Genomic DNA, 15,412 nt, shown 5'->3' with positions numbered 1-15,412 from the left:
GTTTGGTTAAAGGTGGGGGATACTAAAAAAACAACCGATCCAGATAAAAAAGAATACGTATGAAACTCTCGAAGCAGCATTTTAACAAGGCCAGAGATTTTATTTTGGCAAATGCAAGAATGATAGAAAGAAGATTGTTTGACTTTCACTTTAATCAAGGATCAGCAGATGGCGTTTTTCACGCTGTTTACGCATATCGAAATAGTGACGGAGGTTTTGGCCATGGAATGGAACCCGATACCGCATCGCCTGAAAGTCAACCACTTTTTAGTGTGATGGCTCTTGAAATACTCGATGAAGTTGAGTATCTGACCAAAGAAATCATTCTAAATGACTTTATGCCTTATTTTGAAAGTATCACCACAGAAAAAGGAGGAATTCCGTGGATGTTTAGGCCTAAAAGTGACTATCCGTGTGAAGAACATTTTAAAACCGTTAAAGAATGGGCAGCCTTAAGCACTACTGCACCACTGCTTGGAATTTTGGAAAAATATAAGATTCACATTCCTTGGATGCAGAATGCAGCACCCTTTGTTTGGGAAGAGATAGCGCGCATAAAAGAGAAACACGTTTTTTGTCACCTCTGTGTACCCAGACAATTGCAGTTTTTGCAACACACCAAAAACAGAAAAAAAGCAGAAAAAGCAATAAGCGATTTAAAAAATTGGATTATAGCAGACGGCGTTCTTTGCAACGATCCATCAGATCAAGGTTGGGGACTTTATGGGAAACCGCATCGTTTGATGTATGCCCCAGATCCTGAAAGCATTTTGAGCCCTCTCTTTTCTAAAGAAACCATTCAATTAGATTTAGATAGGCTAATTAGCAAACAAAAAGAAGATGGCCGATGGGATACCTGGTACGGCATTAGTGAAGGAACAAAATTGGAGTGGGCAGGCATCCAAACCCTATGGACCTTAAAAGTGTTAAAAGCCTACGGAAGAATTGAACAATCATAAGCATTCTTTCATGCAAAGAATCCGTCATTTTGAAGGCGCGTAGCGACTGATCCCTAAGGATTGGGGTTTTAGACGATTTACACAATACCCATAACCAAACGATACAACCAATTCCAAGTCCTACGGATTCCCGTAAGGCTTTTAATCCCTACTTTTTTATCTTGCCAAAGAATAAGAATTATTGGTGCTATTTTCTTACGAAAAAATACGTGTTTGTTGCTATTTGATAAGAAAAACCATTGGTTTTTGGTATGTTTGGTTACTAATTAGCCATATAAAAAGCCGTTTACAAACGCCTAAAAACGGATATAGTATTGATTTTAAATTGATTACAGAAAATTAAATATGTGAAAACTCAACGCAATTGCGTTTATTTACTAGTTACCAGTTATTATAAAAAACATCCAGCTACAAAAACGAATATTACTTGAAAATAATTTTTTGCAACATAGACAATGATTTTGAGGATTATTTAGACGATGATTCTCATTTTTCTGATGTCATATCAAGTTATCATAAAGTACCACAAAGAGGAATCGCAATTGTATCTTTTGATAATCACAATATAACTTGTATTACGACATACAAAAAGACTGGTCGAGTTGCTACCCAAAAAGACAGAATAACTTTTAGAAATCCTTTAATTATTGAGAATGAAATTACAATTGATGATATTGAGATTGAACTTTCATCAAAAATTAAAAAACATTTTAAAAGACAAACAGAAAGTCACGTAACTGTTTTTTCAGAAAAAGTTTGTAATGGAGTATTAGAATATTTTTCTAAAAAACATCCAAAGATTTACGAACAAATCAAAGTTTTAAATCAACGAATAGAGAATCCTACCCCTAAGTACACAAAAAAGGCAGAAGAAATTATTGCACAAGAAAAAGACGCTATAAACCTGGTATTTAAAATGTTTGACTTCAATGAATCTGATATTCCTGTTTGGAGTTCAAATAATAATTCAGCACCATTTTTAAAAGGATACAAAAATACAACAATTCGTGAAGACCCAATGGTAAATCACGATTCCCAAGTATTTGGAGATTGGTCAAAAATTGGTCAGCACGCCCAAGGAGTTATAGAGTTCGAAAAGGAAAATCAAAAGATTACACTTATGAACGTAAATAGACAACCCTTAGAAAAAACTTTGGGTGTCGATTTATTAGTATATCATCATACATATAAATCATATATTTTCATTCAGTATAAACGAATGACCAAAGAAACTGATTTGTATATCTACAGACCTACTGATTCCACATATAAAGCTGAAATTGAACGAATGAATGCTTTTATGGAAACGATTAATTCAGACCTTACTAATAAGAATTTAGAAAATTATAGATTTAATAATGACCTTTTCTATTTCAAACTATGTCCAGCGAGAATAGATAATTCACATTCAAATCGAATGGTAAGCGGAATGTACCTACCGCTTGAATTATGGACTATACTTTTAGAAGATGATTGTACTAATGGACCAAAAGGTGGAAAGCAATTAAGCTTTAAAAACACAGGTAGATATTTTAACAATACTCAATTTATTAATTTAGCACAGAATGGTTGGATTGGAAGTAGAATTGAAGATTTCGATAATGTTACAGATATAATTATGGCATCTATTAATTCGGATAATTCGATAACTTTAGCAGAATACGAATCAGTTTCAGGAAAATAACAACTGGTAACATTGTATATAAAAAATAGCGCAAAACATTGCTAAAATTAAGGCTTGTGCATTTTTGGAAAGTCGCCAATTTTTTAAATTTGACGATTTCAAATAAAAAAAATAAATAGTAAAATTTAAAAATTTCGGCTTGTGCTAAATCGAAAAATGATAGCTATTTTGCACGCTACGAGCCATATACAAAACCGTTGTAATTAATTAAGAATCAAAATTATGAATAAAATTAAAAACATTATATTAAATAATTCTATTAAAGAATACGATTCTAACAAATATGAATTTACAAATGAAATGAATCAATTAGTAAACTCAATAACTATTCTCCAAGGATTACCAACGATTATAGATAAAATCAACAAAGAAAACGGAACTGTTTACATAAATTGTAATTCTGACTTTTCATCTGGTAGTGCTGAATTAATTAATGTTAGTCCTGAATTAAAAGCTGAATATGAAAGTATAAGACCTTAATTTAGGTTTACTATTCTATCCATTTCTAAATCTTTAAATCCTATAAAAGCGGAAACTTCTTTTATAAGAATTTGAGATTCTAAAGTTTGTGAAGTAATATGATTATCCATTAATTTAATTAAATCTTGAAATCTTTTTCCATTAATAAACTCTGCGTTTGACTGAATAATATTTTGTTTTTTTAACAAACCATAAATAACTAATTACAATCGAGTAGACGGCAATGAGTTTTAATACCCACGGTGCGCCTCTCACAGTTCTGCTGAGTTTACCAAAGTACCACCGTATCCTTAGGCAAGTTATTGATCAAATGGAACTTATGTGGCTTCTAGGGAATTTAGAGTCAAATTTAGAAATAACCAAAAGCAATCAAGCGTTTCTTAAGGCAAACTGTAGCTATTGCTAAAAATCACACCTTCATTAGAGCCACTTTAATCGCAGGTGATTCTACCAAGCCTTATACACAAAACAGCAAAAAGAACCACTTTTTATTTCAAGCAAAAACAGAAATACGTAATTTTAGTTTAAATCTTTAGGTGATTTCAAGGCAAACTGCCGTTGTAGCGTATTGGTAAATAAGAACTTCAACCAAGCCTTTTTTCTTTAAAAAGAATTTTTTGCAATAATAAGATCATTTGTTTGACTCTATTTTATATATTTAACATCAAATAAGCAATAGATGATACGAGAAATTTCCAAAGATCAGGTGTTAAACCGTATTCGCTTTGAAAATCCATGGTGGATAGAAGGCAAAATTGAATCTGATTACCATGAGATGCCACGAAGATTATACTTTGAACTATTCAAACCCTTAGTCAAAGAAAGAGAAATTAGAAGAGCTGTTGTCTTGATGGGGCCAAGAAGAGTTGGAAAAACAGTTATGCTCTATCATATGGTTCAAGAATTAATAGAAAATGGAGCAAATCCAAAAAAAATAATTTTTATAACTATAGAAAATCCTATTTACAACAATATATCTCTTGAACAACTATTCAATTATTCAAAAGAAGCTACTGGTCTAACTGATAAATCTGATTGGCACATAATATTTGATGAAATACAATACTGCAGAGATTGGGAAGTACACTTAAAGTCATTAGTAGATAGTTATAGAAAAGATAAGTTTATAGTATCTGGCTCTGCTGCGGCTGCCTTAAAGTTTGCAAGTAATGAAAGTGGAGCAGGTAGATTTACAGATTTCTTACTTCCTCCCCTTACCTTTAATGAATATATTTCTTTAAAAGGTTTAGACAGGCTAATTAAGCCTATACAGCTAAATTGGAATGCTAAACAAACAGAATTTTATTCAACAAGTCATTTAGATGAGCTTAATAGGCATTTTTTGGATTACATCAACTTTGGAGGCTACCCAGAAGTTATACTTTCTGAGAAAATTCAAGCAAACCCAGGGCGATATATTAGGCAAGATATTGTAGACAAAGTTATTCTTAGAGATTTACCTAGTCTCTATGGAATAAGTGACACAAGAGAATTATATTCTCTATTTACAACAATTGCATACAATAGTGGAAGTGAATTTTCGCTTGAGACCTTGAGTAAACAATCACAAGTACCTAAAAACACTTTAAAAAAGTATATTGAATATCTAGAAGCAGCATTCCTAATAAAGCAAGTAAAACGAATTGACCAAAGTGGAAAAAGATTCAAACGAGATAATTTTTTCAAAATTTACCTGACAAATCCTTCATTAAGAAGTGCATTATTTACACCTATAACTTCTACTGATGAAATGATAGGTAATATGGTTGAAACAGCCATATTTGCCCAGTGGATGCATAGGGATTGGTTTACCCCTTATTACGCTAGATGGAGCAATGGCGAAGTGGATATGGTTGGACTGAGCGATACATTAAAGCCTATATGGGCTCTCGAAATCAAATGGACTGATAGATATTTTGAAAAACCAAAAGAATTAAAAAGCTTAATCAAATTTTGCCAAGAAAATAATATTATCACACCAATTGTAACGTCAATAAGTAAGGAGGGAGAAGTAGAATATGCAGATGTTCATTTTCAATTCTTACCTTCATCAGCTTATGCATACACAGTTGGCAAGAATACACTCGACAAGAAAATAAATAAATAAACACGCTACAATAACTAAGCGTTCCCCGTATTCCCGGGACAGGCTGTGGTCAGTAAGACCCTACATAAATACCCGATGCCCTGGGATTGACTGCACCGGTTGTTGGTCGATTTCCTTTGCATGGGGATTACCTTATTTTTAATAAAGGTTTTTAAGGAGGGGTTTTAACCATATACTTACCAAAAAAGGAATACAGGCTGCCAGTGTTGATTTTGGTTTTATAGCTATTGCCTACCTTTCGTCAAAATGTTCAGGGCGAAAAATCTATAAAGGTTATTAAATATTGGAAGACAAAATAATAGCGCTGGAACGCTATTTAAAGGCATAAATGGGGGCTTTTCTTTCTTAAAACTATCAAAACAAGAATGAGATACTTTTTTAGTCCAAGATATATACAACACCTAAAAATTAACTTTTTCTTACAATCAAAAACAGAAATACGTAATTTTAGTTTAAATCTTTAGGTAGTTTTCATAGAAGCTGCCGTTAGCAACAAGATGAAAAACTACTTCGAATAATTTTTACCTACATAGTCACCCCAATCCGCGATAGATTTGATTAGTGGAATTAATGTTTTTCCAAAATTGGTCAATGAGTATTCTACCTTTAAAGGTGGTTTAGAAGTATAAACCTTCCTGTTTATTATACCATCCTCTTCCAATGTTTTTAACTGTAGGCTTAAAGTTCTCTCCGTTACTGTTGGCATTTCCTTTCTTAATTCATGATACCTTAATTTCCCTTTTACCAAATAAAATAAGATTACCGTCTTCCATTTTCCGCCTATTATTCCCATTGTCAAACTTGTACAACAAGGGTATTCCCGTCCTTTGAATTTATACATCATTAAAATAAAATTTAAACTATCCTTTTTGACCGTTATTGCAAAGATATAAAACTATACTTAGTTTTGCTACTATAAATAATATAGTAAATAGAAATGAAAGAATTCGAAAAAAAAGTAGCTTTGGTAATTGGGGGGACAAGTGGCATTGGTAACGCAACAACAAATGCTTTACTAGAAAATGGAGCAATAGTGCATATTGTTGGCAGAAATGTAGGCAAAGTAGCTGACACTAATAATCTAATTAAGCACTCAGTAAATATCTCTAATGTAGATGAAGTCAAATCATTGATTTCAGAAATTGAATCATTAGATAACTTAGATTATTTAGTAAATGCATCTGGTATTTTTGGACCAAAACCATTTCTAGAACACACAATTGAAGATTACAATTCGTATTTGGATTTAAACAGAGGTTTCTTTTTTATCACTCAAAGTGCTGCTAAAAAAATGAAAAACACAAATGGCGGATCTATCGTAAATGTAGGCTCTATGTGGGCAAAACAAGCAGTAAAATCTACACCATCATCTGCTTACTCCATGCAAAAAGCGGGATTACATTCCTTGACTCAACACTTAGCAATGGAACTAGCAGACGATAACATTAGAGTTAATGCAGTATCACCCGCAGTAGTACACACACCTGTTTATCATACAGTTTTTGGAGGGAAAGAAGAAGCTGAAAAAGCATTGGAAGGTTTTAATGGATTCCATCCAATTGGAAGAAATGGCGTACCTTCAGATATTTCCAACAGCATTCTATTTTTACTTTCAGAAAAAGCGTCTTGGGTTACTGGTGCGATTTGGGATACTGATGGAGGTGTAATGGCTGGAAGAAATTAAAAAAAACCTATAATTTGGTGTAAAAGCCAGTTGCCAATCGAGTAGACGGCAGTGAGTTTTAATACCCACGGTGCGCCTCTCACAGTTCTGCTGAGTTTACCAAAGTACCACCGTATCCTTAGGCAAGTCATTGATCAAATGGAACTTAGGTGGCTTCTATGGAATTTAAAGTCAGATTTAGAAAGAACCAAAAGCAATCAAGCGTTTCTATAGGCAAACAGTAGCTATTGCTAAAAATCACACCTTCATTAGAGCCACTTTAATAGCAGGTGATTCTACCAAGCCTTATACACAAAACAGCAAAAAAAACCACTTTTTATTACAAGAAAAAACAGAAATACGTAATTTTAGTTTAAATCTTTGGTGATTTCAAGGCAAACTGCCGTTAGCAGCAATTAGGCTCAACCTCTAAAAGATTTTCAATAACTAAAAAATTAAAATGAGACTAGAATCTAATGCCTCTATACAAATTCAAAAACCAGTGGAAGAAGTTTTTGAAGGAATTGTAAATCCAGAGAAAATGACCAATTATTTCATTTCGGAAAGTAGTGGAAGATTGGAAACGGGAAAAGAAGTAATTTGGAAGTTTCCTGAATTCGATGGTAAGTACCCTGTCAATGAAATCAAAATAGAAATCAATCGTTCCATTTCATTTGTATGGGACCCAGAAACTGTTGTAAAAATTACATTGGAAAAATTACCAGACCACAGTACCGTTGTAAGAGTTAACGAAAATGGAAAGGATCTTACTGAAGATAACTTAAAATGGGCTTTGGAGAATTCCGGTGGATGGGCAAATTTCCTGGCTTGTATGAAAGCTTATTTGGAGTATGGAATACAACTTAGAAAAGGGGCATTTAACTTTATGCGAAAGAATTAAAAGTAATAAGATAAAAACAGTGTCAAAATGAAAACTACACCAGAACACAATGAACGTATTGCAAAAATGACCTTTGCTTCAGTATACCCTCATTATGTAACTAAAGTTGAAAAAAAAGGAAGGACAAAGAATGAGTTACTCCAAGTGATAGAATGGTTAACCGGATTTGATGAAGATAAATTACAAGTACTTATTGAAGAGAAAGTAACATTTGAAACATTCTTTGAAAAAGCAGCATTACATCCAAATGCGCACCTGATTAAAGGAGTTATTTGTGGTTATAGAATTGAGGAAATAGACAATCCATTGACCCAACAAGTCAGGTTTTTAGACAAATTAGTAGACGAATTAGCGAAAGGTCGTAAAATGGAGAAAATTATGCGAAAAGAAAAGAAATAATATGGGTACTGATCCGTTATCACAAGCTTGCTACTTATAAGCCACAACCGTAAGCAAAAAGACCTAAGAATACTTGCCTCCAAACCAAATCTTAAAGGTTTGTAATTTTATTGCCACAAAACTTTCCATAAATTGATTTATTTCTTTGAAAGTACTGGTTTCTAGTAAAAATAGAGCTACTGCGCAGACGCCCATTGTGCAATATTCAAAAAAAGTGCGTACTGAACTTCTTATAGTGGATACAATTATAAATTATCTTTTTAATACGCTGTTTTTTCCTATTTTAGTTTTCAACAATGAACGATAAAGATTATTTTTCCCATCTGTATGAAATTGCGAGTCACCTGAATAAGGAGTATTCACTAGGCTCGGCGCTTCGTAAATCTTTAGAAAAAACAGTAGAAATCTTAGACGTAGAAACGGGTTGGTTCTGGCTTACGGAACCAGATGATAAATCTGTTTATCTAGCGGCTTCTTATAATCTCCCTCCTGCTCTAAGTAATCATCCAGAAAGATTATCTGGTTGGTGTTATTGTATCAAACAATACTTGGCAGACGACATAGATCAGGCAATGAATATCAGTGAGATTACCTGCTCCAGATTAAAAGATATTAGTACAGGTACCAAAGGCTTAAAATTTCATGCGGTGATCCCTATAACCATCAACCGCCAAAAGGTGGGACTTATGAACTTACTTAGTAAGGAAACCAGGCAATTAAATGAAAAAGAACTAGCCATTCTTAATACCATTAGTGAGTTAGTGGGCACTGCAATTCAGCGTACCAGATTGCAGCAGTCATTTCAACATAGAAATATGGAATCAGACGCAACCCTTCAAAGGATTTTAGAGCACGTTTTCAAACCGCAACTAGAAACCATTATTTCTTGTCTTGACCACCCAAATAGTAACAAGAACAACATCATTGAAGCATTGGGCAAAGCAAAAGAACTTCAGCAGCAATTGACTACGTTGAGAAAAGAAACACAAGAAAAAGAAGCATCAGAGACAAAGACAAAAGAGTTGCTCTATCCTGAGCTACCACTAACGAAACGTGAATTAGAAGTGCTTAACCTAATAAAGAAAGGGCTCACTAATAGTGAGATTGGAAAGCAGCTATTCATAACAGAACGCACTGTGAAGTTTCACGTTACCGCCATCTTATCTAAACTTAATGCCAAAACGCGTACCGAAGCAGTAGATATTGGTTTGAAGAGAGGTTTTCTTGCTATTTAATGCCCCTTAACTGTACTATGGTACAGTTCCTTTTCTGTACGTAAGTCTATTTTATGACTCGTAGCCTTTTGAGATATTTGTTCCATACTAAAACAATATATGATGAGAACACAAAATATCTACTTAGAACACGCAAATATTACCGTAAATAATCTTCAAGAAGCAGTTAGATTCTTTCAAACTGCTTTTCCGCACTTCAAAATAAGAGGTGGTGGTAACGAGATGAGAGAATGGGTTCATCTTGGTGATGATAACACCTATGTAGCACTTAATCAAGCTAGCTTAAGCGATTTGAAAGCTGATAAAAACTATGATAAAATAGGAATAAATCATTTAGGTTTTGTAGTACAGAACGTAGAAGAAATAGCAAACAACCTTCTTAAAAATGGATACAAAAGAGATTATCCAAAACAAGTAGAACAATTTAGAATTAGAGACTATTTTGCTGATGCAGATGGTAACCAATTCGAATTCGTTCAGTATCTTAGTGAGAAGCCAGCAGAAAAAAATAACTATGGCAACTAAGCCAAGGTAATAACTTCTGGGCAAATCAACTATGTTATATATAATTAGTGGCACATCAAGAGCAGGCAAAACATTAATTGCTAAAAAGATGATGAAGCAATGCCAAATACCCTATGTCTCTCTTGATTGGCTTGTAATGGGATTTACCAATGGTATTCCCGAATATGGTATTCACGACAAATTATGGCCCAATGAAATAGCTGAAAAATTTTGGTTGTTTTTGAAAGCAATGTGTGAAAATATGATCTGGGCTGAAGCAGATTATATTATAGAAGGTGAAGCTGTTCTTCCTGAATTAATACATCAATTAGTAAAAAAGTATCCTAATCAGATAAAAGTGTGTTTCCTTGGTTACACAAATATGAACATTAACACAAAGGTTAAGGATGTTTATGAATATAATTATGGGAAAAAGGACTGGTTAACTAGTGAACCCAAAGACTATGTAGAAAGGCATATAAGCAATATGATTGCCTATAGTGAAAGGATAAAAAAATCGTGTGAAGATTATGACATAAGATATTTTGATACCTCCAAAAACTTTACACAAGTTTTAAATAACGCTCTGGAGTATCTAGTAGAAAAAGAATAATTTCTTCTGATATCATAGTCTAATGAAATTAAAAAATATTGCATGAAAACGATAGCCGTTGCATAACCTATTAATTATTAGAAAAACAAGCCTTATAAACCACTGGCTAGGAACATAAATAGAGCTGAAATGTGAAATAGGAGTTCTCATTTTTCTTTCGTGTAGCTTGTCCGCAGATTATCTACTCTCTTGTCACTGCTTCTTGCTTCAACAATACCCTATCCCCTCTTCTAGCAAGCTTTTGTAGGCTTCCTCATTAAAACTATAGAGAAAGGGTGCTTTGTTGGAAGCTCCCGTCATTAGTTTTTCATGTCTTTTAAAGATGCCTAACTTCAACATTTTCCTTTGGAAATTGCCCCTATCCAATCGCTTTTGTAAAATGGCTTCGTAAAGGGTTTGTAAGTCGTACATAGTAAATTTATCAGGCAGTAAAGATTTGCCTATAGGTAGGTAATTAATCTTAACCTTTAAGTATTCTAAAGCCATTTCAATCATTTGCTGATGATCTAAAACCAAAGGTGGTAAATCTGAGATAGGTTTCCATTCACAACATTCACTCAAATGATCTGCAGAAAGAGATGCCTTATTTGCTTGAATTAACGCTAAGAAGGCAGTAGAAATAAATCGTTGATGAAACCATTTTTTTAAGGTTGCTTTATGCACATTGGGCCACATAGACTCCACTTGTTCCATAGCCAGCTTGCTCTGCTCATTTGCTTCCCATCCCCTATTCAAACCACTAAAAGTATGGTACTGAGTGAGAAAAACACCTGTGAGACCCGTACGCTTATAAAGCACATCGGTTGCTGCCTCTTGCATTTCTACATTAGATGCTAAAAAACCACCAGGTAAGGCCCAGGCATCTGCATTGCGATACTTCAACACTAAAACCTTTAACACTCCTTCTTCGTAACCAAAAACCACACAGTCTAACGATATCCCAGGAACATAATTCTCAATATTTTTGATAAAATTATCCGTAAGATTTCCGTTCTCCATTACTACTTTATAAATTTTATTGTGTCAATATAACAAATTAATCTGTATCTTTATTGTGTCATACAAACACAATAATAATTTTCATTTATGAGATATCCTTATTTTTTGTTGCTTACTATCGTATTTTTAGTTTCTTGTGAAGCAAAACAAGAGGTCAAATTACCTGATCTTGTGGGAGACCAGTCACAGGTAGTATTGACCGAAAATACAATTCAATTTAGAGACCTTAACGGGAATGGAGTATTGGATTCTTATGAAGATTCTTCACAGCCAATGGAAGAGCGGATTTCTAATCTTTTGAGTCAGATGACCTTAGAAGAAAAAGCCGGAATGATGTTTATTAATGGGGCTCCCGTTAGCGAAGATGGTTTGCCAGAAGGGCAGCTAGGGTTAAACGGACCTGCAGCTAGAATGAAATCTGTAGTATACAATATGGCTACGCTTAAAATGAACCATTTTAACATCTGGAATATTCCTAACGAGCCTAAGATTTTTGCGAAATGGTATAATAATGTACAACGCAAAGCAGAAGCTACGCGTTTAGGAATCCCCGTAACCATTGCATCAGACCCGCGCCATCATCTTGGAAAAAATGTGATTGGCATGGCGGCTACCGGATTTAGTCAGTTTTGTGAGATGCCAGGTTTTGCGGCGCTTAATGATGTGTCTTTAGTGAGGGAGTTTGCCAATATCGTAAGAGAAGAATACCTTGCCATTGGGATTAGAGAGGCTTTGCATCCTCAAATTGATTTGGCTACGGAGCCTAGGTGGTCTAGAATAAGTGGGAACTTTAGTGAAGATGCTCATTTAACAGCGAAATTGGTAAAGCCGTACATTGAAGGTCTGCAAGGCAAAAGCTTAAGTGAAGGAGTGGCCTGTATGACGAAGCATTTTCCGGGCGGAGGTCCTCAAAAAAATGGTTTAGATCCGCATTTTTCATTTCAGGAAGGACAAATATATCCAGGTGGTAATTTTGATTATCACCTTATTCCCTTTGAAGCAGCTTTTGAAGCGAATACTGCTGCCATAATGCCTTACTACGGGATCCCTACAGACCAAACTGATGAGAATGTGGCTATGAGTTATAACAAAACCATTATTACGACCTTGTTGAGAGAAAAATATCACTATGATGGGGTGGTTTGTACAGATTGGGGTTTAATTACAGATATCCCTATGGGACCAGAGGTAGTTTGGAAAGCCAGAGCATGGGGGGTAGAAGATTTAACTGCGAAAGAAAGAGCCCTAAAAATAATAAATGCAGGCTGCGATCAATTTGGTGGAGAAAATTGTCCCGAATTAGTGGTCCAGTTAGTTAATGAAGGTGAATTAACAGAAGAAAGAATCAATAAATCGGTTACGCGCTTACTGAGACAAAAATTTCAATTGGGTTTATTTGACAATCCGTTTGTTGATGAAAGTAAAGTGGCTGTGATACTGAATAAGAAGTCTTCTAGAGAACTGGGAGAAAAAACGCAAAGAGAATCTATGACCTTGCTTAAGAATAAAGAAAATACACTTCCGCTACCAAAAAATAAGCATAAGGTATATATAGAAAATATAGATAGTTTAATGGTTTCAAACTACGCCACAGTAGTTGCTAAGCCAGAAGAGGCAGATTTAGCTATTATTAGGCTCAATACCCCTTGGTATCCAGCAGAGACAAAGGTACCTTTTGCTAAAAGCTTCCATCATGGAGATCTCAATTTTAAAGGCAAAGAAAAAGCGCGAATTTTAAAACTGTTAAAAACCGTTCCTACCGTTGTAAATATTTATTTAGACAGACCAGCGGTAATTCCTGAAATTACCGCTGCTGCGCAAGCACTTATTGCCGATTATGGTGCGAGTGATCAATCGGTTTGCGAAGTACTTTTTGGTAACGCACTGCCCAAAGGAAAATTACCTTTTGAGTTACCCTCATCGATGGAAGCCGTATACAATCAAAAAACCGACGTTCCCTACGATAGTGAAAATCCATTATTTAAATTTGGCTTTGGTTTAAGCTACAAATAAAAAGGACTTCAAAAGAACAAATAATACATTTTTAGAACCTCCATACAATTTAAACAATGGCAAATCGCAAAACCCCTTTTTCCCTTAAAATGAGAGTAATTCATAGATATTTGGGCTACTTTTTGGCAGGTATCATGGCAGTATATGCGCTCAGTGGAATTCTAATGATTTATAGAGAAACTAATTTTTTAAAAAAAGAGGCCGTCATAGAACGTAAGCTTGAACCCAATTTAACGGGTGGTCAATTAAGTCCTAAACTTAAAATGGGGGTTGTTATTGAAAAGCAAGAAGGTGACTTGTTATTTTTTAAAAATGGAACTTATAATCAAAAAACGGGATTAGCAACCGTAAAAAAAATGAAACTGCCTTTTGTGCTAGAAAAAATGGAACGTCTCCATAAGGCCACAACCAATAGTCCGTTATATTTTTTAAATATATTTTTTGGTGCATCACTGCTGTTTTTTGTACTTTCTGCCTTCTGGATGTATACCCCTAAAATGCCTGTCTTTAAAAAGGGTATGTACTTTGCTGCCGCCGGAATAGTGCTCACCTTAATTTTAGTTTTTGTTTAAATGAAGTTAAGAAGGAATAGATTTAAATGAACCCGAAATACAAATTTTGAAAAAATATCCCCTTGGCTTACTCTTTTCAACAGTAGTATCGCAATGAGTTAAATAGTAAAAACCTAAAAGTCACTGCAGGATGCTTTTGTTTTTCCATGAGCTTCTTGGCTAATTCACTAAAGACAGCTAGTCACTATTTTGTTTACGTTTGCCCATTTGGACGTAAAGAAAATGAAACAAGCATAAAACTTCAAAATTTTATTTTTAGAATTCATGCCAAACTAAGGTGAAATTACTTTAGAAGCGCAGGTTTCTATTAAAAATGGAGTTGCTCCTCAGATTCCCAGTATGTATACGTAAAAATCACGCCAATAAAAATGATACTACAGAATTTGTAATCTCAGACTCTTCTCCTTTTGGTGTTGCAAGTAACACATCCGTAGAAAAAGAGTTTTTTAAATTCAAGAATGACAATTCTGGATCATGATGGCTTTTTTCTAAACTAGAAGGAACAATAGACACCCCTAACCCATTTCTTACCAATTGAATTATAGAGTTTATATTATTTGATTCATGCACTATATTTGGAGTAAAACCATATTGAGAACAAATTTCAATTAAGGTATGGTAATAAGAAGGTGCATACTCTTTGTTAAAAAAAACAAATACTTCATGTTTCATTCTCTTTAAGTCATCCACATCTTTAATTTCAACTACTTTATTATTAAAGACAAAAGAATAAGAGTCTTTAAACCATAGTTTCGTATCAATTTTTGTGGATACTAAAGGGGCTCTCAAAATACCTAAATCAATTTTTCTTTGCTCTAATGCCAAAATTTGTTTGGTTGTAGATACTTTGTACAACTTGATATTTAAATAAGGGTATTTTTTTATTAAAAATTGAACCAAGCTGGTAATTGTTTTAGAAAACGTAGAACTTATATACGCTATTCGGTACTCTCCACTTACATTTTCTGAGATTTTTCGAGTTTTTAAAACAATGGCCTCTAAGTTTTGTAATTGATTCAACACTTCTTGGTTAAAATATTTACCCGCCTCGGTTAATACTACTCTTTTATTATTTCTATCAAATAATTTTGCGCCAATCTCATTTTCAAGCTCCTTAATTTGCCTACTTAGCGGCGGTTGAGATATATGTAATTTTTCAGAAGCTTTGGTAAAGCTTAATTCTGCTGCTACCGCTAAAAAATATCTTAGATGCCTCAACTCCATAACTATACTTTTAAGATATTATTAATTGACAAAATAAGTCTTTTTAAATCATTATATGA

General features: G+C 34.1%; 16 protein-coding genes and 1 pseudogene. 13 read left to right on the top strand and 4 right to left on the bottom strand.

Annotation, left to right across the window (positions count from 1 at the left end; genetic code table 11):
- Nucleotides 1-59 precede the first annotated feature (59 nt).
- The 3 genes from WBG07_RS12475 to WBG07_RS12465 all read left to right on the top strand — a co-directional run bounded on the left by WBG07_RS12475 (nt 60) and on the right by WBG07_RS12465 (nt 3,123).
- Nucleotides 60-959, top strand: coding sequence for a hypothetical protein (locus tag WBG07_RS12475; RefSeq protein ID WP_340201771.1), 900 nt, complete (start codon nt 60-62; stop codon nt 957-959).
- A gap of 427 nt (nt 960-1,386) precedes the next feature.
- Nucleotides 1,387-2,643: a hypothetical protein gene (locus WBG07_RS12470; protein ID WP_340201769.1), complete on the top strand. Its 1,257-nt coding sequence runs from the start codon at nt 1,387-1,389 to the stop codon at nt 2,641-2,643.
- Between the two features lie 222 nt (nt 2,644-2,865).
- Nucleotides 2,866-3,123 carry a hypothetical protein gene (locus WBG07_RS12465; protein WP_340201767.1) on the top strand — a complete coding sequence of 86 codons (258 nt, stop codon included), beginning with the start codon at nt 2,866-2,868 and terminating at the stop codon, nt 3,121-3,123.
- Here WBG07_RS12465 and WBG07_RS12460 read toward each other — a convergent pair.
- The gene (locus WBG07_RS12460; RefSeq protein ID WP_340201765.1) at nt 3,120-3,311 is read right to left on the bottom strand and encodes a hypothetical protein; all 192 of its coding nucleotides are present in this window, start codon (nt 3,309-3,311) and stop codon (nt 3,120-3,122) included. The two genes, WBG07_RS12465 and WBG07_RS12460, sit on opposite strands and share 4 nt — an antisense overlap.
- Nucleotides 3,312-3,802: 491 nt before the next feature.
- On the opposite strand from WBG07_RS12460, the gene WBG07_RS12455 reads away from it, so the two are divergent.
- On the top strand, nt 3,803-5,230 hold the full coding sequence (locus tag WBG07_RS12455; protein WP_340201763.1) for an ATP-binding protein: 1,428 nt from the start codon (nt 3,803-3,805) through the stop codon (nt 5,228-5,230).
- A gap of 505 nt (nt 5,231-5,735) precedes the next feature.
- Here WBG07_RS12455 and WBG07_RS12450 read toward each other — a convergent pair.
- Entirely contained in the window at nt 5,736-6,071 is a 336-nt protein-coding gene (locus WBG07_RS12450; RefSeq protein ID WP_340202054.1) for a winged helix-turn-helix transcriptional regulator, read from the bottom strand.
- A 96-nt stretch (nt 6,072-6,167) separates the two neighbouring features.
- Between WBG07_RS12450 and WBG07_RS12445 the strand changes: the two genes are divergently transcribed.
- The 7 genes and pseudogenes from WBG07_RS12445 (at nt 6,168) to WBG07_RS12420 (ending at nt 10,545) form a co-directional block, all read left to right on the top strand.
- On the top strand, nt 6,168-6,914 hold the full coding sequence (locus WBG07_RS12445) for an SDR family NAD(P)-dependent oxidoreductase (RefSeq protein WP_340201761.1): 747 nt from the start codon (nt 6,168-6,170) through the stop codon (nt 6,912-6,914).
- Between the two features lie 138 nt (nt 6,915-7,052).
- Nucleotides 7,053-7,230: pseudogene (locus WBG07_RS19500) on the top strand (IS1182 family transposase); the annotation flags it as partial.
- A 123-nt stretch (nt 7,231-7,353) separates the two neighbouring features.
- On the top strand, nt 7,354-7,794 hold the full coding sequence (locus WBG07_RS12440; RefSeq protein WP_340201759.1) for an SRPBCC domain-containing protein: 441 nt from the start codon (nt 7,354-7,356) through the stop codon (nt 7,792-7,794).
- Between the two features lie 27 nt (nt 7,795-7,821).
- A complete protein-coding gene (locus WBG07_RS12435; protein ID WP_340201757.1) occupies nt 7,822-8,193 on the top strand; it encodes a DUF2200 domain-containing protein in 372 nt (123 codons plus the stop codon).
- A 296-nt stretch (nt 8,194-8,489) separates the two neighbouring features.
- Entirely contained in the window at nt 8,490-9,428 is a 939-nt protein-coding gene (locus tag WBG07_RS12430; protein WP_340201755.1) for a LuxR C-terminal-related transcriptional regulator, read from the top strand.
- Nucleotides 9,429-9,527: 99 nt separating this feature from the next.
- Nucleotides 9,528-9,953 (top strand): VOC family protein, encoded by a 426-nt coding sequence (locus WBG07_RS12425; RefSeq protein WP_340201753.1) that lies wholly within the window; start codon nt 9,528-9,530, stop codon nt 9,951-9,953.
- A gap of 31 nt (nt 9,954-9,984) precedes the next feature.
- Nucleotides 9,985-10,545: a hypothetical protein gene (locus tag WBG07_RS12420; RefSeq protein WP_340201751.1), complete on the top strand. Its 561-nt coding sequence runs from the start codon at nt 9,985-9,987 to the stop codon at nt 10,543-10,545.
- 207 nt (nt 10,546-10,752) lie between these two features.
- Here the strand turns inward: WBG07_RS12420 and WBG07_RS12415 are convergent, their stop codons facing one another.
- On the bottom strand, nt 10,753-11,544 hold the full coding sequence (locus WBG07_RS12415) for an NUDIX hydrolase (RefSeq protein WP_340201750.1): 792 nt from the start codon (nt 11,542-11,544) through the stop codon (nt 10,753-10,755).
- A gap of 87 nt (nt 11,545-11,631) precedes the next feature.
- Between WBG07_RS12415 and WBG07_RS12410 the strand changes: the two genes are divergently transcribed.
- Both WBG07_RS12410 and WBG07_RS12405 read left to right on the top strand, forming a co-directional pair.
- On the top strand, nt 11,632-13,557 hold the full coding sequence (locus tag WBG07_RS12410; protein ID WP_340201749.1) for a glycoside hydrolase family 3 protein: 1,926 nt from the start codon (nt 11,632-11,634) through the stop codon (nt 13,555-13,557).
- 56 nt (nt 13,558-13,613) lie between these two features.
- Nucleotides 13,614-14,129, top strand: coding sequence for a hypothetical protein (locus tag WBG07_RS12405; protein ID WP_340201748.1), 516 nt, complete (start codon nt 13,614-13,616; stop codon nt 14,127-14,129).
- Nucleotides 14,130-14,483: 354 nt separating this feature from the next.
- On the opposite strand, the gene WBG07_RS12400 is transcribed toward WBG07_RS12405, so the two are convergent.
- Nucleotides 14,484-15,353 (bottom strand): LysR family transcriptional regulator, encoded by an 870-nt coding sequence (locus tag WBG07_RS12400; protein ID WP_340201746.1) that lies wholly within the window; start codon nt 15,351-15,353, stop codon nt 14,484-14,486.
- Between the last annotated feature and the right edge of the window lie 59 nt (nt 15,354-15,412).

The sequence above is a fragment of the Ascidiimonas meishanensis genome (genome assembly GCF_037782385.1).
Lineage (GTDB): Bacteria > Bacteroidota > Bacteroidia > Flavobacteriales > Flavobacteriaceae > Ascidiimonas > Ascidiimonas meishanensis.
The sequence above is the reverse complement of the archived record's forward strand: the minus strand, read 5'-3'. Positions and strand labels throughout refer to the sequence as shown.